Source organism: Enterococcus crotali (assembly GCF_000633635.1).
Classification (GTDB): Bacteria; Bacillota; Bacilli; order Lactobacillales; family Enterococcaceae; genus Enterococcus_L; species Enterococcus_L crotali.
In genome coordinates this window covers 254,689-279,304 of record NZ_AYPQ01000001.1, presented here as the reverse complement: position 1 = coordinate 279,304, position 24,616 = coordinate 254,689, and the positions used below count along the sequence as shown (strand labels likewise).

The window sequence follows — 24,616 nt, the reverse complement described above, 5'->3', positions numbered from 1 at the left end:
TGAAAATATGCACGTTCCTTATTACTTTTTTTATAGACTGACAGCAAGAAAAGGAATTAATAATGATCATTACCCTACTCTCTATTTTCAAACATTAAGCAAATTTGTCAGCTCAAATCCAGTGTTCATTTTAGAATAAATCGAGCAAACAACAAAAAGTTCTTTTCCTGCGAATGTTGTCATTTTATATCGTCCAGCAGATGATGGTATATGATGATGACCATGAATAGCCCCAATTATATTATATTCCTTGAATAATGTTTCAATTTTTGGTTGTGAACATACATAGTTTTTGTTATACGCAGTACTTTCTGGTGAGAGCATGCTCAGTTCATTAAATAAAGGTGCATGCGAAACGATTACGGTCGGTACATCGTATTCGTCGTTTAATAGCTGATTTAATGTCTCAAGTATATATTTTTGCTGCGCTTTTTTTCGTCTTACTAGTACAACTGGTATTGTCAATCCAATATAGCGAATACCATTATGAATAAGACTATCATTATTTAACACGCTCACTGTAGGAAAATGTTTTTCGAGTTCATTTTTGACACATTCATAGTAGAGATGATTTCCTATAGGTAACTTGTACCAAGAGTCTTCTGGATTTTGGATCAACTCTTTGAACCACTCATTTTTAAAAAAAGGCTGCCATTTTTTCCATTCTTGCGCTTCATGGTTCTGACCTTTTGGCAATACATTAACTAAATCATGATTACCTATAACGTAGAGACCTTTAATATCTTCGTTGACCACATGAGAATCCGAAATATCGCCCGCCAAAATATTAAAATGTTTATTTGTAAATGCAAGTTCTCCATCAATGGTAGATATGTCAGAAACAACATTGACTACATTTGTATTTTCAGTTGGAAGAACATTTTCAAAATATTGCTCTAGTTCTCTAGGATCAACACTATGAGCAACGTAATTTTTCCTGACTTCGGCTAATTCTTTCCCAAACTCTGATCGTAGAAGTACCTTATTATGTGTTGGTACAACTTGTTTTTCTACAACAAGCGATCGTTCTATCGTTTGTTGTACTTCTTGAGGAAGTAGCTCCAATCCTGGCTTAATTGTTGATCCTAATGTTAAGTATCTATCAGATACAAAACGTTCTTGCATAGCTGAATTTGATAGTTGGACACTTTTTCCGTCAGTCATTATCGGCAACTTTTGAGTCATCTGAACAACAAAATTAAGATATTCTGAAACATACCCTGATATCCCTGTTTTTACATTTTCGCTAAATAAAAACTTGCCTGCAAGATTAGCAGAAAGAGCACCCGTTTCATCATGTTGAAGTAAACGTCCTAGAATTTGAATCTCAAATAAGGGATCTTCAAATATGGCATTATAGGCTTGGATCACTTCAAAAGAGTTCTTATCTACCTTTTTGTTCGTCACTTGGAAAATGCTTAACGCTAGATAGGTTTCTAAATTTCCTTTATGAGATTCGATGTATTGACGAGCAGCTTCCGGATAGAGTAAATACTGGATTGCAGCGCGTTGTATGTAGTTTCTAGCAGTGTCATACGGAATCGCCGAATAAACAAGATCCCCTCTAGAGGTTACACTTAACGAATTCGCCTTCATATTATAGGTTAATTGGAAATAATCATTTTTAAATAGTATTTTATTGATTGGTCTCCTCTTATTTTCTGGATAATGCTCAAATAGACTAGCAAGTTGGGAAGGTAAGATAGTGTCAACTTCTGCTTGTTTTTCAATGAATAAAGTGTTTTTGTGTTCATTTGGCATCACTTTAGTATCTCCTCCTTAGAAAATAGTGACTTTCTCTTCTAGTTTATATTTAGTGATGCTTCTTCATAGAACACAACCTATTTACTAAAAAAATGCTAACTCATTTTTATTCTAATTGTATTATGCCAAATTGAACAAAGCAAATTCTTTTTCAATCTAGCATTTTTCAGTTGATCTTACACACGATGTAAAAATCAAACAGCCAAGTGATTTCTGATTCAGACTATCACTTGACTGTTTGCTAGCTAAATAATTGACACATTATTTCCGAAAAGCAACATGTTACTTTCTCTACCTAAAATCAGTCTTTTAATTTATAAAGAAACGACTGTCCATTTTGCGGCATTCTAACATCAAAAAATTCTGCTGCCGTAGCTGCTACATCTGCCATCGTTTCTCTTTCACCAATCGCTTTTCCTTCAATACCAAGACTATAAACCAACAAGGGCACGAGTTCTCGTGTATGTTGGCTATGACCAATTGTTGGGTCATTCCCATGATCAGCCATTATGATCAGCAAATCTCCTTGATTTAAAAGAGGAATTAATTCTGCTAGTTTCTTATCACTGATTTCTAAGCGATCCGCATACCTTTCAACATCTTCTGCATGTCCAGCCAAATCCGTTTCTTGGATATTAATGAAGAATAAACCATTGTCATTTGCTTTCACTTCTGCAATCAGTTTATCGTATAGTTCTTCAGTATCTACACCAGGAAACAGTTTTTCACTGGAGGTTTGAATAATATCCGCCGCTTTGCCAAATAAAGCTACTGGAATTCCTGCTTGATCTAATATCGTAGGAATTTGGACGTTAGGATCAATCCCATATCCGAGGTGAATAACATGATAATCATTATTATAAACACCTGATTTTGGTGCATCCACTCCAGCAAATTTTCCAATCACAGTTCTAGCATCTAATAAATCAGCCAAATGGATGCCATGTCCACCAAATGTAATCACCCTAGATACTTTGACCACTTCTCGGACGGCTTTTCCTAAAACTGTCACATCTTCAAATGAAATATCATCAAGAGCTGCTGAAACATTAAAAACTTGACCTAAATCCGTTTCTAAATTATCACCAATTGTAGCCACTTCATTTACAACTAAAATCTTAGGCTCATCTATTTCTCCTACATAGCGAACCTGATACCCTTTGGCTTTCAAATGTTCGAAAACTTCATCGATCACTTCATTGAACGCCTGATTTAATGGTTCTTTTGGTGTCGTTCCAGAAATCTCCTGATGGCCTAAAAATGAATCAGCACCATGATGAGTTAAATTCGCTTTTCCATAATTTGCTTTTGGTGAAAATGTTAATTCTTCTGTTTCAAATTCTAGAATATTCATCAATCCAAGTTTTGTTAATGTAGGGATCGTTATTGTAGGAATCTTTTCTATAATGTGCTTCGCTGTGTTTGAGCCATTATCTGCTGGTCTAACCAATGGTACATCCTTCATTGCCCCTACACCAAAGCTGTCTAAAACATTAATAATAAATCGACTCATTTTTTAAATCCTTCTTCCTTGACTATCAAAAATCCCGACTATCTCTGGTTTGCCTTCACTAATTCCTTTTACAACCGCCACATTGCTTCTCGTAACAAATATTTGGGTACGAAAAGCAGCAATCACGGTTGCCCCAACATGATGTTCCGCTGAGATAGAAAGATAATAATCAATACTTTCATCTGAAAATGATTCAACCTGATCCTCTGTGCGAATGTTTGCTTCATCGATCAGCACTGAATTCAAATGACCTCTGCGATAGTAGCCACCACCATAAAAATAGGCTTTTCCTTTAAAATTATGGGATATTTCACTTACATAAACTAAAGCTGGTTTTTCTGGCTGTGCTTTATAAGCATGCAATGGCGTCGTTCCAGTCAACGCATGCCCTGGTTCCGCTTGTGTTCCGCCAATTTCTTTAATAAATGGAAATGTTTCGCTACATGATGCAGAAGGAACATTCAGCTCAGGTACTGCAAAACCTGCCTGACGCATAATAGCTCGAGCTTTTTCGATTGTTTCTACATTTTTTGTTTGTGATAATGTGGTGTATGTCTCGTCAAATAAAAAACAAGGAAAAGAAGTAATACCACTAAATTCAATAGCTCCGAATTCATGAAAAACGTTACTTGTTTCAGCAAGATCTTTTAATAAAAATCCGCCAAACTGCCCTTCATATAATTGATCATCATCTGCAACAACTTTTAGCAAAACCTTTTGCTTGATGCCTAATTTTTGAGCTACTGCATTGATCTGCTCTAATTTTTCAAGGGAAAAAACAGTGATATATTCCGCACCGTAAACCATAATGTTTTCTATGAGCTGATCTGGTATTTGCACTAAGTGCCCAACATTAAAGAGAGGAATATGATTTTCCATCATGATGAGTGCTTCTTTAAAGTCGACTACCACAGCTCCACGATAGCCGATTGCCATTAATTCTTTTGCAATCAACGGATTTCGACCAATTTGTTTTAGCATAAAAAACAGTTCGATGCCGATTTTCTTTGCGTTCTCTAACATCACTGCACCATTCATACGAATTGTATCTAAGTCTAAAATGTAAGTATCGGGAAGAATTTGTCCAGTTTGGTGTAAATAAATTCCTGCGTCTATCAAGGCAGGATTTTCTTGTTTCATCATCGGTAGAAACAAATGAATCCCCCCTTACTGCTCTTTCTTCAATAGATTAATAATGTGCATATAAATAAACCACAGTTCCTCTTGGCTAAAGGTTGTCGCACAATAGCGAGATAGTTCTTGCCATAATGCTTTCGATTCTGCTAGTTTTTCATCATTCTGAATCTCAGATAAAATCAGCTCATCCATGCCGATTACAGGCTCATTCTTTTTCTGCCTTGCATCTGCCATAGCGATATGCGTTAAAAACATATCTAGATGTTCTTCGTTATTGATGACTTTTTGTTCAAGTAAATAGTTATTCACTGTCAAAACGAACTGTTCTGTTTCTTCATCTATTATCTTTGAGTCTTTTAAAATTTCTAGTTTTTTTCCAATCATTCTAAACGTCCTTTTAGTAATGAGGGATCATTTTACCTTCTATTACTTGCTTTTGAACAGATAAAATTTTTGTTTCATCGATCACACTCATTAAGATTTTTTTTAATAGCAGATTGTCTTTATGGACTACACAAACTGCTGTACTGGATAAATCATCTTCGACACTACCTTCAAGAAACTGATAGTTTAAATGATCTAATTTTCGATCTTTGATTTCATCGTAATTCCAAATTCCTACATCGATCAGTCCTTGTTCCAGTGAATAAATCAATTGATGACTTGGCACTTCGATAAATTCAACTTTTTTACCAACTGTCGCATTTTCTGTTAAAATCTGTTGATCGTAAGAATTATGGTCAATTCCCACACGCATATGGTTTTCAATTTTTGAGCTTTTGGGATTTGAAAAGATCATTACATGATTAGACAAATAACTGCGAGGTCCAAAGTCTTTAAAAATTTCTAACTTGTTCTCTTCCGCTATTGCTTGTAGCGCAGCTAGTTTTGATACAATTGAAAAATGCATGGTTTTTTCACTCGTCAAATCCATTCGATCTTTAGAACCTCTTACATAAGCCATGCTCAAAGGAATTTCTGCACGTTGAAATACTTCATATAAACCGGTCGCAAACCCTTCGTATGTCTTGGAGTACGGTAACGGCATCGTTCCACGAATCGGTCCTTCGATCACAATTTTTTGTAATCGTTGGTAGTCGATCGTGGTCAAAATCGTCCCTTGACGTCCTTGACTTACTGTGTGGATTATTTTTTCTTCTTTCAAGTAATTCAAAGCATTCTGAACCGTTCCCCGTGACATCCCATATTTTTTTTGAAACTCTGAAATCACAGGCATACGGCTACCTTCAGATAATAAAATCAACTCACCTGATAATTGTTGAATTGCTTTTCCCGTTTTATTTAGAAATTCCTCTTGCATTGGCTTTAATTCCCTTCTATTGACTCTTTTATAATTCTAATGATCGTATCTGCACCTGCTCTCATCGGATTGATCCGAATCATCGTTTTAGTACTTTCTGGAGATGCTGCTCTAAAGGTTCCTGAAAGTCGATAAAACATCGGGACAAATTCATATTTTGATTCAGCACCTACTGGATTAGGAGCTGCTCCTCGTTTTTCTGCTTGTTTCAGTATTTCCGCTGCTATCGGTTGGTCAAACTCTACAATGATCACTTTAGACTGAGCATTAGCGATAAAGGCTTGCTTTACGCCTTTAATTTCACCAGAATTTAAGCGCGTTTCTACTTCCTCAGAAACTTGAGATGAAATCGCTAAAGCTACCGGTGCATATATCAACCCTTGCAATACTGCTATTGCTTCAAACCCTTGTACCTGCAATCCTCCAGAATAGTTCTCTTTGCGTAACGCTTTGATCAATTGGGCATCTCCTACAATACAGCCGACACCTTCTGGTCCTAATAATTTAAACGTCGAAAAACAAGAGAGATCTGCACCGCATTCTACGCCGATTTTGGGTACTTTTAAGGTAGAATAATTGTCATCTGTGATGATCACAATATCTTTATTTTGTTTTTTTATTTGTTGAATAACAGCTTCTGGCTGGTAAGCATCGTCAGGCTTTTGCCTTGTAAATTGAACGATTGCCAATTGGATATCATTTTCAGAAAGTGCAGTTTTAATTGCTTCTGGTTGGTTAAAATCAGCAACAACTGTTTTTAAACCCAGCATCTCAATCGATGTTTGCGTCGTGGGATATACTGGTGCATCGTGAACGAGTACTGTTTTTCCATATTTTTTACTTGCCGCATGTAATGACAGACGAATCGCCATTGTACCCGCACCGCGCACCAACATTGCTGCCTCTGCTGTAAATAACTCTTTCAACACACTCTCTACTTTATTCGTAGTGATGGGTTGATTATAACCTGGCACAACGCCTAAATCGCCACGTGTTAAGATTTCTGAACCTTCAAAATTTCTCGTAATACAATCGACAATTTGAAATTGTTTCTTCGTTGCTTCTTCTAGATTCATCGTTTCTAAAGGAAATGTTTTCATCCTTGTTTCACTCCTTGTCCAAAGAAATTCGAAGGATTATGAATCAGCATTTTTTCAACTGTGTTACTCGAAATTCCTGCTTCTTTCATCATTGGGACAAACGTATCAAGTAAATACGAATAACCAATGCCATTCTTAAATTTCATATTTGATTTTCGGGTAATGTCCATTGATAAAAAGACCTGATCTGCTAAGCCTCTTTTTTCAATTTCTTTTAACATCGATACACGGAGTGCATCTGGTTGATAGTTCTCTTTTCCTATTGTATCAAATTCTACATAGACACCTTGGTCTAACATGTTTAAAATGTAATCAAGATTGCCACTTAAATCAACATGTCCAATCACAACAGATGCTAAATCAACATTATTTTCTTTAAAAAACTGAACTTGTTCATGACCGTTTGTGCCAAGGGTTGTGTGGGTGGTAATTGGCACACCCGTTTCCTTATGGGCAATCACAGATGCATCGAAAACTTTTTTCTCATTTACCGTCCAACCATCTTTACTTGAACCAATTTCACCAATGATCTCAGCTTTAATAGTTGTATCTGCGATACCACTTTGGATTTCCTTGATCATTAATTTCCCTAAATCTTCAACTGACCATTCCGTAACAATAGTAGGTAAAAATTTTTCAGTGTAAAAGCCCGTTGCTTGCACAATATTGATACCTGATGCTTCTGCCACTTTTTGGACATATAATGGATTTCTCTTCATATCTAAATTTGTAACGTCCACAATATTACGAACGCCTTTATCATAAAGTTCTTTAAATTCTATGATTGTTTCCTCAAAACAATTTAGGTTTGTATCGTCGATATTTTTTATACGAGACAAATCAATTGTCGTATGTTCATGCATATAAGTGATTCCATCTACTAAGCTCATTTCGTTGTCGTCTCCTAAATTTTTTAAAGTCCTGGTGGTGTCATTAAATTAAGTAATACTAAAATATTTGAAATCACACCGACTAATAAGGCACCCACTGGTCCAATTGCAAGGTCGACCATTTTCTTTTTGAATGTGCCATTTAATACGTAAAGTCCAACAACAAATAAACCACCCCAAGCAGGAGCAATTGCTGTTGCTGCGATCACACCACCAACGAGCAAAGCGATTTCCAAGACTTTTGTGATCGCTGTTCGAATATTATCACCAGCATCACGCATTCCTGGGAATCGATCTAGCAACACTGAGAATTTCGTTAAGAGTAACACTTCGATCGACATCCAAATTCCGCCTGCCACAAAGGCTAAAAGCGGTTGTCCCATCGCCGCACCGATTGAGCCAATCACAAATACCATCTTTATACCAGCTGGTGAATAAGTTCCTGTAGCAATTCCAGTCGTTACAACTAATGGAATAAATCCAACAACTCTAGCTAATTCGGTCAAAGCAGCTGAATTAAATTGACCTTCTTGGTATAATGGAGCTGAGAGTGCAGATTCCGTTACAATTGACATCGAAGCCGCCAAAGCAATCAATGCGCCAGATAAAGCAAATAAGTACCAATACTTCTTAATTTGTTTTACTCGTTCCGCAAAGATATTTGCCAATTGTGCCTGAGAATCTGTTCTTTCTCTTTTATCATTCATCGCATAACTGATCATAAAAATCATCCCAACAAGCAACGCAATCGCATTCGCATTAATAACAATCGTATTACCATTGGCTAAATTAAACGAACCAAATTGTGTTGTCACCACTTGAGCAAATACTGTTGCTGTAAAGGTGATCATTCCTTTTTTCCAACCATATTGAAGGGCTACAACTAAGGCTGGGAAAACAGCAAATGCTACTAAAACAACGGATGAGACTTGACCGAGACTATCTAAGAAATTATAAGGAAGAATTTCAAATACTTTTTGAATTGTTCCTAGACCCGCCCCCATCACAACACCATAAACTCCGCCAGCTGCTCCTGCTATCCAGATAGAATATCTTTTATCATCTGGCAAATAGCTACCAATAATATCTGTTCCCAATAAAACAACATGAATGATAATTACGCTGGACGCAATAGACTGTGGAATAAACCCAACTATATACCCGATTCCAAAAGCAAGTGCCGTAGTTCCTAATGCTGATTTTGTAACCCGCTTTTCACGATACTCTAAAACGATTGGTCTTAGCGCGTCGTTAAAAACAGCAATTTTTGTATTCGCCATAATCGTTGTAACCGCACATAATGCTGCCATGATTACTATGTTTAAAGCCATTTCGTTACTCCCCCTTATTCTCAAGCGCTTTCATCACATTTGAAATGATAAACTCCATATCTTGCGAAGTGAACCCAAAAGCAATTTTCCCTGCCGCAACACTTTGGCTGATTTCTTCTTCAGAAGCAGTTTTACCCGGCATTCCTAATGTTGCCGTTTTATCTCCGCCCAATAATGCAATCGCCATTGCTAATGCGCCACCACCGCCCGTGTTACAAGCACCAAAATAGTAGTCTGCTGCACCACTTTTTAACGCCATTGCCGCATCAATATCGGTTTTTACGGTGATTTCATAGTTCCCCTTTCCATACTTTTGTAGCAGTTCTTCGATTGTTGCTTTTTCGATTTGCCCACCTATAACGATTTTTTTCATGATAAATCTCCTTTCGTACAAAATTTTGTACATTTAACCCGAAAATAAAAATACAAAAAAATGTATTTTTATTTTCAGTGTTATTATAACATCTTTATTTTTGGATGTAAACCCTTTCTGGTGGATAGGTCATGGCGCTAATATTTTAGCCAGAATTTAGCCATTTACTTTCCTCAAAATTTTGTACCATGACATTTACTTCTCTAAAAAATGTGGGATTATTTCTACTATTTTTTCAGATTGAGTATGATGTAAATAGTGGCTCCCTTCTAATATCTTTATCTCAGATTTCTGACTATCTTTTATCATATCTTCATGTAGGAGAACCCATTTCTCATCTGACTCAACACTTTCAGCGGCTAAAAAGTATAAGACTGGTAACTGAACTGGATAAGTTAAGTTAGCTACTTTATCAAAATTCTCTTGCATGACTTCTCCTTCATTCAATGTCGCTTTATTCCCAATATTCTTTAGCGAAATATATTTAAATTGTTCAGTATCTTTTTTCGATAACTTAGGGGCATTCAAAAATGAAGGTTCTATATCAAAGAGTAAACGATAGATTCCTGATTGACTCAATAACTTAATGGTCTCACCTTGATTATCATCTGCTCCACCTTGAGTAGGCAAACTACTATCAATCCCAATAAAACTTTTCACTTCATTGGGATACTCATTAATATAAGCAAGTGAATACACTCCAGAAATAGAATGCCCTACTAAGTGATACGAACTGATATTTAACTGCTCCAATACTTGATGAAGCTCACTCGTTAAATTCTCAATGGAACGTACTTTATCCGTATCATCACTTAACCCATAGCCGAAGGGTTCCACCACGACGACCTGATATTTTTTTGATAACTCATTCACTAGGGGTTGAAAATCAAGAACAGGAGAACCCGTTAGATAACCTGGTAACAACACCATTTTTTCGTCACCAGTCCCCGTCACTTGAACGCGCAGCGATTTGTTCTCTACTTTCACTTCTTGACCATAAGGAATAATTTTTTTCGTTTCTTTTTTTAGTTGGATTTTATTATTTGCGTAAACTCCGACGAAAACAAGAAGCACAACCACCAATAAACTTCCGATTGAAATACCTAAAATCTTCACTATTTTTTTCATAGTCATCCCTCAACTCTGTCAGTTATTCAAAAAATTGCTTGTTTCTTTTACGATTGTTTCCATTTGCGTGTGGTGTAAATAATGGGCGCCTGGCAGTTGAATCAATTTTCCTTTATCTAAACCTTTCACCTGATCTTGATGCATCTCAAGCCAATTTTTTTGATTCATGTCATTATCTGCAACAAATAATAAAACCGGCATATTTTTTGGATAGGTTAGGCCACGAGAATCAGGAAAGCTATTGCTTAATTCTTGAAGTTCATCTTTCATCGCAGGACTACTCATATTCTTCATCGTCAGTAACTTAATCTGTTCAAAATTTGGATTATCTTGATTCACGCCTAAACCCTTTTCTGGATTCACTTTGATTAACGCTCGAAAAATACCAGCTGTTTTTAAGAAGTCAAAGGCTGACATATCAATGCCAGGCCAAGGTTGTTCTGGTGTGCTGGAATCAATTCCAATAAAGCCTTCCATTTCATTTGGGTAAACTTGAGCATAATTCACCGCATAAAGCCCCGCAATCGAGTGCCCCATCAAAGTGTATTTAGGAATGTTCAGTTCTTTGGCTACTTGATGGATTTCTTCCACAATATTTTCAACACTACGACGACGATTCGTCTGGCTGCTTAATCCATAGCCAAATGGCTCAATCGTAACCACACGATACTCTTTCTTCAACTCTTCGATCATCGGTTTAAAATCTAAATAAGGACTAGCAGTTCCTTGCCCAGGTAGGAGTAAAATTGTTTTCTTGCCTTCCCCTTCATCGACAACATTCATCTCACCATCAAAAATTTTTAACTTCTCCCCATATGACTCAATTCGTTTTGCTTCACTTTTCAAACTTATCTGGTGAATCGTAAAGGTAATTACTAAGGACACAATTAGGATGGTGATTATACCTAAGATTACTTTGCCGAATCCTTTTAATAGTCTGATGCTTAGTGATTTAGTTTTCAGTTGTTTGGTCATTTAGTTCTGCCGCCTTTATCATAATTTGTTGGTCAAGTTGCTCTAAAAATACATCACTGATAATTGGCATTCCACTATTTTCAAGCATTGTTTTGGCAGCCATTAATTTTTCAAAAAAGGTCTTTACTGTATTTGGAAACAAGGCTTGAATAAACCATGTACTTAAAATCAAGATCGCTAATTCAGCCATTTGTTTCGGTTGATCAACTGTGGCTGATCCATCGCTGTTTCCTTCGATCAAACAGGTTTCTACTAAAGGTGCCAAAATTTCATTCGTCGTTCGAATATACATTGAAAAGAATTTAGGATTATCTAATAACGTAAAACTAAGGATTCGCGATTGACTGGCCTCACTATTGAACATTCCTTCAAATAACAGAGCCTGAATTTTCTCTAACCCATTTAATTTATCTTTTTCCATAATTGCTGTTAAGGCAGTTTCATTGGGAATAAATCGTCTGACAACGGCATCTATGATCTCATCTTTAGATGCATAGTGGTGATAAACGGCACCTTTAGTTAAACCATCTAAACCTTTGACGATATCGGAAATAGATGTTTTTTCATAGCCTTTTTCTATGAATAGTTGTGTTGAAACATCTAGAATTAATGATTTAGCTTCCTCGGCTGTATATTTTTTAGTCATCTAATCGCTCCTTTCTTAAAAAAACATTCAATCGGTATGTTTTTATCATACGCTTCTTTTGTGGAATGTCAAATTATATTTTCATTTTTTTAGTTAATAAAAAAGTTGAGTAAGTTCTATTTTAGAACATTACTCAACTTTTAATTACCTAAATAGCTTCGATTTATTGAGTTGTCATCAAATCAAAGATGTATCATTCGACACTTTTAAGTGCTTCAGTCATTTTAATCTTATTGATTTTTTGATTGGAGAGATAATTCACAATAATGATTAAAACAATCGTAAAAATAATCGTAATCAGATAACTCTGTCGATCAATAACTGGTTTGAAATAAAGCTCATCACCCAACCTGCATTAGAAAAGATTTTTTCATGTATTTTAATCCCAAGTTGAAGAATTCTAATTTTTAAAAGCTCTTAACTACATTAACTGCCATAGTTTAGCTGACAACCCCATTTTTTCCCGTGCTCTCTCATACGATTTCACCATTTGATGAAATAACATTTTTATACCAATCAAAAGAAGCTTTTTTGTATCTTTTTAAGGAACCTTTCCCATCATCATCTAAGTCTACATAAATAAATCCATATCTTTTAGACATTTCGTTTCCACTAGCACTAACTAGATCGATACAGCCCCACGGCGTATAGCCAATAATATCGACGCCATCCGAAATTGCTTCAGCGATTTGTTCAATATGTGCTCGTAAATAATTGATTCGATACTCATCATTCACTTGATGATCAATAGTCAATGTATCTTTAGCACCTAGACCATTTTCCACAATAAATATCGGTTTTTGATAACGATCATATATCTTATTTAAGCTAATCCGCAGTCCAACCGGATCAATTTGCCAACCCCATTCGCTTTTATCCAGATACGGATTTTCTTTACTTGCTAAGATATTGCCCGCTGTTTCCTCCCCTTTATTTTCTGCAATAATCCCACTCATATAATAACTGAAAGAGAAAAAATCAGCAGTATTAGCAGCAAGTAATTCTTTATCCTCTTGCGTACTATTAATTGAAATACCTTTTTCTTTAAATAAACGTTTAGAAAAGCTTGGATAATAGCCCTTCATTAATACATCTGTGAACAAAAAGTTTTCCTGATCTGATTTTAAACTGGATAAGACAGTCTCCGGATTGGTGGTTTCTGGGTAATTCTCAAATCTGACAATCATACAGCCCATTTTTGCTTCTGGATCGATTTTGTGTAAAAGTGCAGTCGCTTTGGCTGCAGCCACCATTTGATGATGTGCCGCTTGAAAATTTACTTGATTGCTATCTTGAGTTTCAGTTAGTTTATCCGCTAAAATTCCGCCAGATAAGTAGCCTGTCATACTAATAACATTCATTTCGTTGAAGGATATCCAGTATTTTACTTTGCCTTTAAAACGAGTGAATACCGTCTCTGCATATTTTTCAAAAGCAGCTATTGTTTTTCGACTACTCCAGCCATTTTGCTTAAATGATAGTACTAGCGGAAAATCATAATGACTGAGTGTCACTAATGGTTCAATATGATATTTTAGCAGCTCATCAATAACAGCCTCGTAAAACTGAAGTCCTGCTTCATTTGGTTGCTCATTGTCACCCTCGGGGAAAATTCTTGCCCATGAAATGGAAAAACGAAAGGTCTTAAAGCCCATTTCAGCTAATAGAGCAATATCTTCTTTATAGCGATGATAGAAGTCAATTCCCGTTCTTTTAGGATAAAATCCATCCGTATCTTCTAATGCTTCCTGAACTTTCTGAGTGGTCATCGGAGCCAGCATTTGCTGCATCCTTTTTTTTGGATCTTCAATATATTTTGACGTATCAGAAGTTGTCCAGCCTTTCCCATCTTCTCTTGTAGCACCTTCTATTTGATTCGCAGCTGTCGCTCCTCCCCATAGAAAACCTTGTGGGAATTTTTTTTCATTCATCTCTTATTTCCTCCTAACTTACTACTACTGATAATTCATCACTAAAATTGATAGCATCTTCTGAATGTATTGGTAGCACCTTCAAATAATCGTTACTATTCGTAATGATTGTTAATACGACCGGGTCATACCCGGATTCTTTAATAAACTTGATATCCATAGACATAATAGAATCGCCTACCGAAACCTGGTCTCCAACCTTCACCTGAGGTTCAAAACCTTTGCCTTGAAGCTCTACTGTATCGATACCTAAATGAAGCAAGATCTCCAACCCGTCTACACTTTTTAAACCAATCGCATGTTTTGTTTCAGCTATCATGATCACTTCACCTTCAACGGGAGACTTAATCTTGTTACTATTTGGGTTTATTGCTACTGTGTATCCCATGATTTGTTCTGAAAAAGTAGCATCAGAAACGGTTTCAATTGGTACAAGTTCGCCAGATACAGGAGAACTGATATTCAGCTGTTTGCCTGACGCCACACTTACTTCCGTTTTTGATTGAGAAGTGTCTTCATTGAAGCCTAATACCCAAGTCAAGCCAGCAGCGATAAGAAAAGCCGCCAGAGACCCAACGATAGTAATAATGATATTTTGACCATTACTCGCATCAACATACCCTGGAATTGCAATCAAGCCCGGCATTGCCATACCAAATGTTTTTACATTAAATAAATTGAAAAATATCCCTACGATCCCACCACTCACGATCGCTGCATACAAAGGACGTTTTAGCTTTAACACAACTCCATATAATGCCGGTTCAGTGATCCCTAAAATTGCTGACATTCCAGCAGATAAAGAAAGTTGTTTCATATCCTTATTTTTAGTTTTAAGAAATACACCAAAAGTTGCTCCAGCCATAGCAAAGGTTGCTGCTAACATCGCTGGCATTAGTGTATTATCAAAGCCAAATTTTGCAAATGTATCAATCATAATCGGTGACATTGCCCAGTGCATTCCTGTCATAACTAATAATGGATAAAAGGCACCTATAATTGCACCACCAACGAATCCTGCTGAATTGAATAACCAAGTGATAACACCTGCCAACGCACCGCCAATATAGGTTCCAATTGGTCCTAAAACGATTAATGTTACAGGAATAACAATTAGTAACGTCAACATAGGGGTAAACATTGTAGTCAATGTAGCTGGCATCCATTTTTTTACAAAGTCATAAACATATTTTAAAAGATAGGTAGCTAAAATGATTGGAATTACAGATGCGCTATAAGTCAAGTAAGGAATTGGCAGAATACCAAACAAACTTAACTGATTAACTGTTTCCCCCGCCATTAATGCAGCAGCTCCCGCTGTCATTGAAGGGTAAAGTAACGATCCTGCAATACAAAGCGCTAAATACTCATTCGTTTTAAACTTTTTAGCACTAGAAACGGCTAATATGAATGGCAAGAAATAAAAAGCACAATCCGCAATAATATTTAATACTTGGTAACCTGTACTTTCGAGCTGCAGCCAATTAAAAGCAGTGCATAATGCAAGCACACCTTTTAATAACCCTGTTCCAACTAATGCAGGCAAAGCAGGGGTAAATATCCCGGAAATCGTATCCATTAACTGATTTACAATATTTCCATTTTTACCTTTGCCATCTCCTGCTTCACCTGATAATATTCCTAATTGTTCCTCAACCTCATCAAAGACGTTGGAAACATCATTACCAATGATTATTTGAAATTGATCTCCAGAAAATTGAGCGCCCATAACCCCTTTAGTGTTCTTAATCGCATCAATTCTAATTTTACTATCATCTTTCACATTAAAACGTAAGCGTGTTACACAATGCCATGCAGCTGTAACATTCTTTTTCCCACCGATCAATTCAATCAATGTCGATGCTAATTCTGTATATTTTGCCATTTTCAACACTCCTTATAAATAATAAAAGACCAAACATTACAAAAGAATTATTCCTTTTGCAATATCTGGTCATGCCTGATCGAATCAGTAACAGTCCATTTTTCTATTTTTGTCTTTCAGTGACTCTTTCAATGTGTAACGTAAGATAAAACAACTCATCCGCATTGACTTCACACTTTTGATTGTTTTCAATCATTTTTCCAACCTTCTCAGCGGCTTGAAAGGATTTTCGATAATTCTTCTTTACGATATCAATTAATTGAGCATCAATTTTATCTGAGCTTTCATGATTGATCTGTCTCAAAATAAAATATCTTAAATGTGTAACAAAACGGATATAATTCACAGAGTTTTGATCTAAGATTATTTGGTAATGATATTGAATAATTTCAATGGCTCTATTGATTAATTCCGCTAGTTGCATTGATTGAAGATTCACCCGAGAATCATATTGAGCATTCACAAAATGATAGGTTAAAAAGGTCTGCTCACTTTTAGGTAATCGAATTCCTATTTTCTTTTCAATATAATATAAACTATCAACCGCTATTTCATGCTCCTTAGGATATAAATTTTTCACTTCCCAGCGCAGATTCTCTGGATAATCAAATGTATCGCTAGCACTTCTTTTCAGTGCATGACTTAGATGATCAGCCAATGCTAGATAATGACTATCATCAAATTTAGGAATTCCAAGTGCAACAGCAGCTTGCTCACTAATCTCTTCTGTTAAAAGCAAAGTATCTGCGGTGATATTTTCAATTGCTTTGTAAAGAACATTTTGTTCCTTTTTGTCCTCATCATTCGAATGAAAGACACGCTCTATTTCCTCATGCTTCACTTCCTGCCCCGCTTGCTTTCCAAACGAGATTCCTTTTCCCATAGCAATAACTTTATCTCCATTATCATCTATCACCCAAGCAACACTATTATTGATTTTCTTGTGAAACTGCACAACAATAACCTCCTCTCCAAAAAAAATACGCCAAAACACGCATTAATTACTTAATGTGTTTCAAACGTAGGTTATGCCTGATCGAATCAGTAACAGTCCGTATTCTTATATACGTATAATAGCAGTTGTTGTAACCGTTGTCAACACACTTTTTTATTAACATATCGCTTATACAAAAAATAGAAAAAGTTTTTGGTGCTTAGTTAGAGGTGCAGTATATAGAAAATTTATTCGTGGAGGTGTTCTTTATTTTTTCTAACAATATATTGCTTCATCCCTCATACATCATCCCTTTTAAGTTCCCAGCCTACAATTATATTTGTATTCAAAGTGTACCAGGCGCTTTTAAAGTCTTTTTGAGAATCAAGTTATACACCCATGATTATTAATTTTGATTTATCTATATTTAATGACCTAGCACGCACATCCTTTGATTTGTACTTAACTACTATTTATACTAGATTTTGAGTGAACTTTTAGTAAATGAATCTTGTTATTTCATGCTAACGTAGTTTTTTAATCTTCAGGACTATTTAAAAATTAATAGCTGCGTACAATAAATCCGAATTTTTATTCGCTTTTTTCTCTGTTCGCCTTGATTCTCGTTGTCGTTTTATTTATACTTAGTGTATAGAATGGAAATAAAAAAGCTGAGTAAGTCCTGATTCAGAACATCACTCAACTTTATGACAATTTAATCCTTGGCACCTTTTTGTTTGGCTGGCACCGAGCGGAAATGGTCTTGAAAACTTCAAAAACTGTCCTCACAAGTTTGCCAATAGTAAATGAATCACTAGCTTTTTTGTTGTGTCTCTTTTTGAGCTACAACTAGAAAAAAATGCTAGGTTTCTTTAAGGTACTATTGACTTATTCAGGTATTGGACATTGCGCCAATGCCTTTTTTGTTTCTATTCTAGGTCTGATTTTTATTGATGGTGGTGATAATAAACGTAACGATGTACAAGTTTAAAAATAGAAAAATAAAAAACGGCACCTTACAACCTGACTGGCATCACGTTGCAAGGCCCCGAATAAACAGCCTCACGCTGCTTGTCCGAGTTGCCGATAGCGCGTACCGAAGTACTCGCATGTTTTATTGTACTTAATTTTGATTGATTTTACTAGTCTCTTTGCTGGATTCTTTCATCTTTTTGGCGATTTCATGTGTTCTTTGGCGAACTATTGCACACGATGAGGCACAGATAGGTCTGATCGTTTTTTATTTTCCTGTTGGTTTTTCAAAAAAATAGGAATGGATGTGTAGTGATGAGTAAAGAACAGAATTTTAAGGCAGTCCCTTATCAGGATATTTTGGATGTGCGGAGTGAGTTGATTAAGCTTCGGTCTTGGCAGAAGTCGTTGGTTTATTTGGATGAGTTTTTTGATGGGAAGGTTACGAGGAATAAGAAGGATATGCGGATGCAGTATTATTCTTGTCAGCAGTTGTATCAGGTTTTTTCTGGGGATTTTGAGGAGGTTTTGAAGGAGAGTGAGGAGATTGCGGCGAGGATGATGCAGAGAAATAAAGTGTAAATATACGCACTTTTGGGGAACATCTCTATCAAAAAGAAAACAATCCCTATTTAGTTTTTAAACTTAAATTAAGGACTCGTTTTCATCTGTTCAATTTTATAGACTAGAAATAATCTGAAGACAAACTATCTAATTATTCATAATTTGAAAAAAGTTCTTTTAAATTTGAAACGAAAAAATTTGTTTTCTTACTAATAATAACAGTAAGATACCTACATCAAATAGGTAAGTTCTTCATTCAACGGTACTATTTGTTCCTCTAATACTTTCTGCCAAGCTTGTTTCATTTGTTGTGGATACTTAAACTTCTTCGCATCAGGATGTATTTTTTTATACTTATTAAAATCTCGACTATCAATAATAGAACCAATGGCAGGTATAGGCTCCATTCCCTTTTTATACTGTACTGCTGAAAGCATTAAATCTTCATTTGAAACAAACCATTTTTCAGAAAATTGATTAAATATTTCTGCTCTTATACGTTTAAATTGCTGCTCTTTTAGTTGGAAAATTTCAGCTTCTGTCAATTCCTGATGTTCAATTAAATCAAGAATTTGTTTGTAAATATCGATGACCATCTGACTCTTTTTTTCGTCTCGCAAGAAAATCATAAACGCTTCAGAATTAATTTTAGCTTCTGCATAGTCAAATAACAGTTTTTCTGTTTTTGTATAGTCAATATGTTGTTCATTATTTACTAATGAATCAGAATCACTTTTAGGTGTATCTTCATTAGTCATCTTTTGACTCTCTTTCTTTGGAACTTTTGAATGACTCAATTGCTCTCGAATCAGTGATAAAAGGGGTTCTTTATCCTCTTGAGTATGATTTAACTTGGATGATAGATCATCATACCATTCTTCAAAGTCAGTAACGATTTCTTGGGACAACGTTTCTTCCGGCTTGAGTATGCTGGTAAAAGTTTTTTCCATAATTTCTTTTGTTGTAATTAAAAATGGATCAACTGCAACACTTTTATACTTTTTATAATACTCCATAATTGAAATACTTTCTTCATCAATAATCAGCTTTATATTTGTCGAAAATACATCCAATAGAACATCAATTTCTAATTCGTCAAATGACCGAATGTTATCTGGGCTATTGAGTTGCAACAATTGGAACTGAGGAAATCCTAGTGAGCTTTCGTCGCTTTTCATTAATGAAGAAAACTGTAATCGATCATCTGGATAACCCGTAATCGTCATTTCCTTAATATGATTTCCAACAGTGATTGCTGGAAAATCTGTCGTAGAACAATCAATTCGTAAAATTTCTACATTTTCTAAATGAGCTTCAATAGTATAAGTATCTGTATCTGAAAAAACAATGGAAACTTCAAGTAGATTTTTAGCATTTTCCAAAATAGAATTTTCTATAAAAATATTCGTGTTTTTTTCAATCACAAGCTTTTCAATATTATTCACTAATTTAGCAGAGTTAAAAATAAAGTTTTCATTTTTGTTTTCAGGATTAAACGTAGAATCAATAATCTCTAATCTTACTAATGACTCACATACTGAAATATCTAACTCTGTCAGCCCATTATTCAACAATGTACAATGATCTACACTCATATAAGTCATATTATCCGCATCTTGGAACAGATTTTCTAAAAATTCTATATCAATACCAGTATTTTTAAAATATGCTTTCTCAATAGAGGACAGTAAATTCATAAATGCTTTAGAATTTTTTATCCTATTTAGATACTCCTCCTTTAATGTACCTGAAAAACACACTTTTTTAATACGAATAGGTATTCTATTTTCTTGAAGTTTTTCTATCAAGTTAAGGACAGTCTCTACATTTTCAGATGTAATAGTTAGCTCCGTAATATGTTTAAATATAAAATGACGTGCTGTTAAGGACAAATCTTCTAGTATTTCTTGCTTAGGAAATTTATTCTTTAAAAAAGGTTCGATTGCCTTATAAGCAACATAACTATCAATGACTAATTGATTCTCTAATAAAATTTCTAAAAACGGAACCAAAACAATTTTTTCAACAATCGAAGAGCCTAATTCCCTAATCAGTTCTTCCATTTTCGTCGTATAATCTGCTTCATAATAAAAAATAAATACCCTTTTTGCGTCAAGTAACATTTTACTCAAGAAGGGAAAATCGCTTCCTTGTAATGAATGTCCAATAATATAAAGATCAAAGTGTTTTTTCTTTGTTTCTAATTCATCCATAATATTTTTACGCGTTGTATTTAGCTTATCATTTTCTTTAATTCTAAATAATTTATCATTCAATAGCGATTTAGAGTAGTGAATACTTCTTGTATCTTCTCTATCTGCAAAACCACCGCCAAAAAGAATATTTTCATCTTCAATACTTCCATGAATGTGTGCAATTCTCTCTTTTGCCTGCCTGACTTGCTTCGTTGACAGCTGTATTTTGTCTTCACTGCCATCGTAAAGAATATCTTCACACAAATCCTCTAAGGTATCTGTGTAGTTAAAATTAATGAAAAAGGCATCCTCATCTTTCATTAGTTTTTGAATAAAAGGATTAACTTTTTTGGAAAACTTTTTAAATTCTGAACCATATTGCGGTACAGTATTTTGTTGCAGCCATTTTTGATATTCATCAGAAACATAGTCATAGAAGTCTTTTTCCAGTGCCGTAATTGCATCATTGATCCCCGTAATTTCAAAAGAATCTTGTAAGTCTTCATGCTGTGCACGATTATTCACCTTTCTGACCGTTTCTTCATACAAACTTTCAAAATCTGACCAATTCAAATTAAAATCTTCATACTTTCTCAAAAATAACCGATTATACTCATAAAGTTCTAAATCCTCTGAGAAATGATGTCGATCTTTGATATAGTCAATAAAATGTTGATAGGAAGTCTTTAACCCTAAACTTATATCCAAACCATTGCCAATCACAACAATTTTGTGTTCTTTTTTTGGAATGGTTTCCTCTATACCCAACTCTTCCATCTTATTTTCCACCTACCTCAACTCATCATCCAACGGTACAATTTGTTCATCTAACATAACTCGCCATGCACGTTTCATGGCTTGCGGGTATTGAAAGGGTTTGACTTCTGGATGGACCACTTTGTATGCATCATATTCTTTACTTTCAATAATTCCACGCATATTAGGGATTAGTTCTTCTCCAAAAACATATTGAATCGCTGATGAATGGAGTTCAGCTTCTGAAACAAACCATTCTTTCGAGAAGTTGGCAATAGCTTGATCTCTAACTTTCGTAAAGAACGCGCGTTTAATGGTAAAAATGTCTTCCTCTTGATTCACTTCTCCAGTATCAATCCCATTCAAAATCCCACGATAGACTTCTTTTACGAGCTCTGTTTTATTTAACTTTTGTAAGGCCTTTTCAATTTCTTCTCGTACATCTGGATTATTCGCTGCATATGTTCCCAACAGCTGATCGATATACGTAGAGTCAATATCATACAACTTAGTCGCATTGTCATTATAAAATGCAATCCCTGAAAAATCAGCTTTATCATCTGTTCCGTTTCCAACAGGTTCGGTTTCCATCAAAGAGCCCTTTATTGTTTGGTAAAGCCCAATTTGCTCTTCAAGAAGACTTACTTGATTTGGCAATACTGATGATTTTTCCATGTCATTGTTATACTCATCATAAGTAACCAATGCATCATACGCATGATTTAACGCTTGAAACGCTTGAACATACTCTATTCGTGTTTCGATTGTGTCATGTTCATCTATCTCACCATGCAAACGGGTAAATTCTTCCATGAGTTGATAGGCTTTTTTGAACCGTTTTTTTGACTCTTTATAGGTTGGATAAATCAAGCCTGATTCTTCTTTTGCTTCAGAGTAAAGTTTCGTCGCAGCTTTGACATTTTGTTCCATTGTATAAGGTTTACGGAATGTCACTATCAACCCTTTGGACTTCTCTGGATAGGTGCGATTTGTCCGAGAAAAAGCTTGAATTAATCCAGCATATTCTAAATGACGATCAACGAATAACGTTTGAATTGTCGGTGCATCAAACCCAGTCAATAAGCGGTCAACCACAATCACCAGATCAATCTGATGGCCAAATTGTTTGAATTCTGCTTTTTTACGAGCTAATCGATTGTTAATATCGCCATTATAGCGTTCAATATCCGTAATTGACCATGCCGTGCGGTAATAACGATTGTACTCTTGAATAATCTCTTGCATCTCATCTTGTTTTTGCTTTGCGTTATCATCGTTTTCATCTAATGAATACGTAATCGCAATTCGAGGGAAATCAGGATCTTCCATGGTTCGACCTTCACGGATTGGGTGATTTGGAAATTCTGTTTTCAGCCAATTTGTGTCTTTGGTCAATTTTTTTATAGCTTTGTAATAACGTTTGGCCATTTCAATTGAGCTTGTAGTTAAAATAGCGGACTTAGTTGGACGTCCACCCATAAAATCAAACTTTGTATAGGCATTATCCGGGCGAAATATTTTCCGGATCACTTTATCAATATGGGCGGCGTCTTCATAGGTCGTATTTTCAATATACCGTTCTTTTGTCCGTCCATCCATTTGATCGATTAGTTGATTGATTTGTTCAGAACTATAGTCTGCATATTTTTCCACGACTTGTAATTGTCGATAAATTTGATTGTCTAGCGACACTGGTTCAATCGTATTCTCATGCTCCACTTGAAAGCCTAATACCGCCCCGTCTTCTAGTGCATTTTTAATTGTATAAGTGTGGAGGTTTTCTCCGTATTGATCGTAAGTTGTTCGTGCCAGTTGCCCTTTTACTTGCTTTTTATTCACTTCAAAAATAGGCGTTCCAGTAAAGCCAAACCAAGTAGAATTAGGGAAAAATTCTTTAATTTTTTCCATATTTTCCGCACTTAATGCTCGGTGACATTCATCTACAATAAAAACAATGTGTTGGCCCATGAGTTTTTCAAAACGGTTTGTTCCTTTTTTGGCTTCCTGCTTCTTCGCATACTTCAAAGCAGCATCCAATTTTTGACGCGTTGTAACAATAATGACATTCGAGTTTGCATCTGCAAGCAAGGTATTACTTAAATCTTTATGATTATCTGTTCCAACGATCAAACTGTTGGCTTTTGCCTCTCCAGAAGATATCCCTGTGTTAAATTCAGACGCAAACTTCGTAAATTCACTTGTTGTTTGACTATCCAAATCCTTTCTGTCGACGAGCATAATCGTACGATCAATGCCTGATTTTCGAGCTAGTAATTTAGTAGAAACAAAGCTTGTTAAGGTTTTCCCTGAACCTGTCGCATGCCAAACATACCCAGATTGATGCTTGTTGGCTGCTACAAAGAGTGATTCGATTGCATGAATTTGGTACGGATGTAACACCATCAAGGTTTTATCATCTTGATCTTCACTAACAATGGTATAATTGGCAATCAATCGATGGGCATCTGGAATATTTAAGACTTGTTTACAAAACTCATAGAGATTCTCCACTTTTTTATTGTCCTTCGTACGCCAACTAAATAGAAATTTACGGTGCAGCTCTTTCGGCAGTGCATTGGCAAAATACCGAGTGGTCTGTTCATTGGAGACAATAAATAATTGAACCGTTGAAAAAATGTTCTGGCGAAACACGCCTTCTTCTGCGTATTTTTTAATTTGATGAAACGCTTGATAAACGCCATCTTTCGCCGTAACCTGTTTTAATTCAATTTGAACAATTGGCAAGCCGCTAATTAACAAGGTGACATCGAAACGACGGTCTCTTTCTTCTGCACTACTACGCTGCTTGGCAATTTGATGCACCACTTCATAGGTTGAAATACCGCCTCCAACATCTTGATTCGAGTAGAGGATGAGAGACATAGAGCCTAGGGAAATCTCTTCACGATCAATGGTGAGTCGTGCAATGCCGTTCTCACCTTTCAACCATTTAGCAGCCTCAAACGGCGTTTTTGTTTTTAGTAATAATGCTGTTTTGATTGCGTCGAATTCCTTATCGGTTAACGGATGTTCCCCGATTTCAGCAAGATTATTCTGTGTGATTTTATCTCGAAGATTCTGCCAAAGATCCGCTTCTGATTTGAATTCTGGGCGGTAAGTCCATTGATTATGTCCCTCACCTAAGACTTTAATCAAATGGCTTTCGATTTCAGCTTCTTCACGATGATTGATGTTAGCCAA

Annotated in this window: 18 protein-coding genes; 1 reads left to right on the top strand and 17 read right to left on the bottom strand. The window is 35.6% G+C overall.

The features are described 5' to 3' along the window. Positions 1 to 87: 87 nt before the first annotated feature. The 15 genes from V192_RS0101330 to V192_RS0101255 all read right to left on the bottom strand — a co-directional run bounded on the left by V192_RS0101330 (position 88) and on the right by V192_RS0101255 (position 16,949). Positions 88 to 1,761, bottom strand: coding sequence for a metallophosphoesterase family protein (locus V192_RS0101330; protein ID WP_025868599.1), 1,674 nt, complete (start codon positions 1,759 to 1,761; stop codon positions 88 to 90). Positions 1,762 to 2,065: 304 nt separating this feature from the next. After that, complete coding sequence (locus tag V192_RS0101325) at positions 2,066 to 3,277, bottom strand: phosphopentomutase (protein WP_025868598.1); 1,212 nt, start codon at positions 3,275 to 3,277, stop codon at positions 2,066 to 2,068. 3 nt (positions 3,278 to 3,280) lie between these two features. Beyond that, positions 3,281 to 4,432, bottom strand: coding sequence for a YhfX family PLP-dependent enzyme (locus tag V192_RS0101320; RefSeq protein WP_025868597.1), 1,152 nt, complete (start codon positions 4,430 to 4,432; stop codon positions 3,281 to 3,283). A gap of 12 nt (positions 4,433 to 4,444) precedes the next feature. Continuing rightward, entirely contained in the window at positions 4,445 to 4,798 is a 354-nt protein-coding gene (locus V192_RS0101315) for a PRD domain-containing protein (protein ID WP_025868596.1), read from the bottom strand. A 13-nt stretch (positions 4,799 to 4,811) separates the two neighbouring features. Beyond that, complete coding sequence (gene yhfZ, locus V192_RS0101310) at positions 4,812 to 5,735, bottom strand: GntR family transcriptional regulator YhfZ (protein ID WP_025868595.1); 924 nt, start codon at positions 5,733 to 5,735, stop codon at positions 4,812 to 4,814. 5 nt (positions 5,736 to 5,740) lie between these two features. Continuing rightward, positions 5,741 to 6,835, bottom strand: coding sequence for an aminotransferase class V-fold PLP-dependent enzyme (locus V192_RS0101305; protein WP_025868594.1), 1,095 nt, complete (start codon positions 6,833 to 6,835; stop codon positions 5,741 to 5,743). Next, complete coding sequence (locus V192_RS0101300) at positions 6,832 to 7,725, bottom strand: phosphotriesterase family protein (RefSeq protein ID WP_025868593.1); 894 nt, start codon at positions 7,723 to 7,725, stop codon at positions 6,832 to 6,834. The genes V192_RS0101305 and V192_RS0101300 overlap by 4 nt, the downstream gene beginning before the upstream one ends. Positions 7,726 to 7,748: 23 nt before the next feature. Beyond that, positions 7,749 to 9,056 carry a YhfT family protein gene (locus tag V192_RS0101295; protein ID WP_025868592.1) on the bottom strand — a complete coding sequence of 436 codons (1,308 nt, stop codon included), beginning with the start codon at positions 9,054 to 9,056 and terminating at the stop codon, positions 7,749 to 7,751. Positions 9,057 to 9,060: 4 nt separating this feature from the next. Beyond that, on the bottom strand, positions 9,061 to 9,429 hold the full coding sequence (locus V192_RS0101290; RefSeq protein WP_025868591.1) for a DUF2620 domain-containing protein: 369 nt from the start codon (positions 9,427 to 9,429) through the stop codon (positions 9,061 to 9,063). 195 nt (positions 9,430 to 9,624) lie between these two features. Beyond that, on the bottom strand, positions 9,625 to 10,557 hold the full coding sequence (locus V192_RS0101285) for an alpha/beta hydrolase (protein ID WP_025868590.1): 933 nt from the start codon (positions 10,555 to 10,557) through the stop codon (positions 9,625 to 9,627). 18 nt (positions 10,558 to 10,575) lie between these two features. Further along, entirely contained in the window at positions 10,576 to 11,532 is a 957-nt protein-coding gene (locus V192_RS0101280) for an alpha/beta fold hydrolase (protein WP_025868589.1), read from the bottom strand. Continuing rightward, entirely contained in the window at positions 11,510 to 12,178 is a 669-nt protein-coding gene (locus V192_RS0101275) for a TetR/AcrR family transcriptional regulator (protein WP_025868588.1), read from the bottom strand. The genes V192_RS0101280 and V192_RS0101275 overlap by 23 nt, the downstream gene beginning before the upstream one ends. Positions 12,179 to 12,651: 473 nt before the next feature. Next, positions 12,652 to 14,109 carry a glycoside hydrolase family 1 protein gene (locus V192_RS0101265; RefSeq protein WP_025868587.1) on the bottom strand — a complete coding sequence of 486 codons (1,458 nt, stop codon included), beginning with the start codon at positions 14,107 to 14,109 and terminating at the stop codon, positions 12,652 to 12,654. Positions 14,110 to 14,122: 13 nt separating this feature from the next. Beyond that, the gene (locus V192_RS0101260; protein WP_025868586.1) at positions 14,123 to 15,994 is read right to left on the bottom strand and encodes a beta-glucoside-specific PTS transporter subunit IIABC; all 1,872 of its coding nucleotides are present in this window, start codon (positions 15,992 to 15,994) and stop codon (positions 14,123 to 14,125) included. Positions 15,995 to 16,097: 103 nt separating this feature from the next. Further along, complete coding sequence (locus V192_RS0101255; protein ID WP_025868585.1) at positions 16,098 to 16,949, bottom strand: PRD domain-containing protein; 852 nt, start codon at positions 16,947 to 16,949, stop codon at positions 16,098 to 16,100. Positions 16,950 to 18,215: 1,266 nt separating this feature from the next. Between V192_RS0101255 and V192_RS0101250 the strand changes: the two genes are divergently transcribed. Next, positions 18,216 to 18,482 carry a hypothetical protein gene (locus tag V192_RS0101250; RefSeq protein ID WP_025868584.1) on the top strand — a complete coding sequence of 89 codons (267 nt, stop codon included), beginning with the start codon at positions 18,216 to 18,218 and terminating at the stop codon, positions 18,480 to 18,482. Positions 18,483 to 18,694: 212 nt separating this feature from the next. On the opposite strand, the gene V192_RS0101245 is transcribed toward V192_RS0101250, so the two are convergent. Further along, positions 18,695 to 21,448: an AbiH family protein gene (locus V192_RS0101245; RefSeq protein WP_239644538.1), complete on the bottom strand. Its 2,754-nt coding sequence runs from the start codon at positions 21,446 to 21,448 to the stop codon at positions 18,695 to 18,697. Beyond that, positions 21,449 to 24,616, bottom strand: coding sequence for a type I restriction endonuclease subunit R (locus V192_RS0101240; RefSeq protein ID WP_025868582.1), 3,168 nt, complete (start codon positions 24,614 to 24,616; stop codon positions 21,449 to 21,451).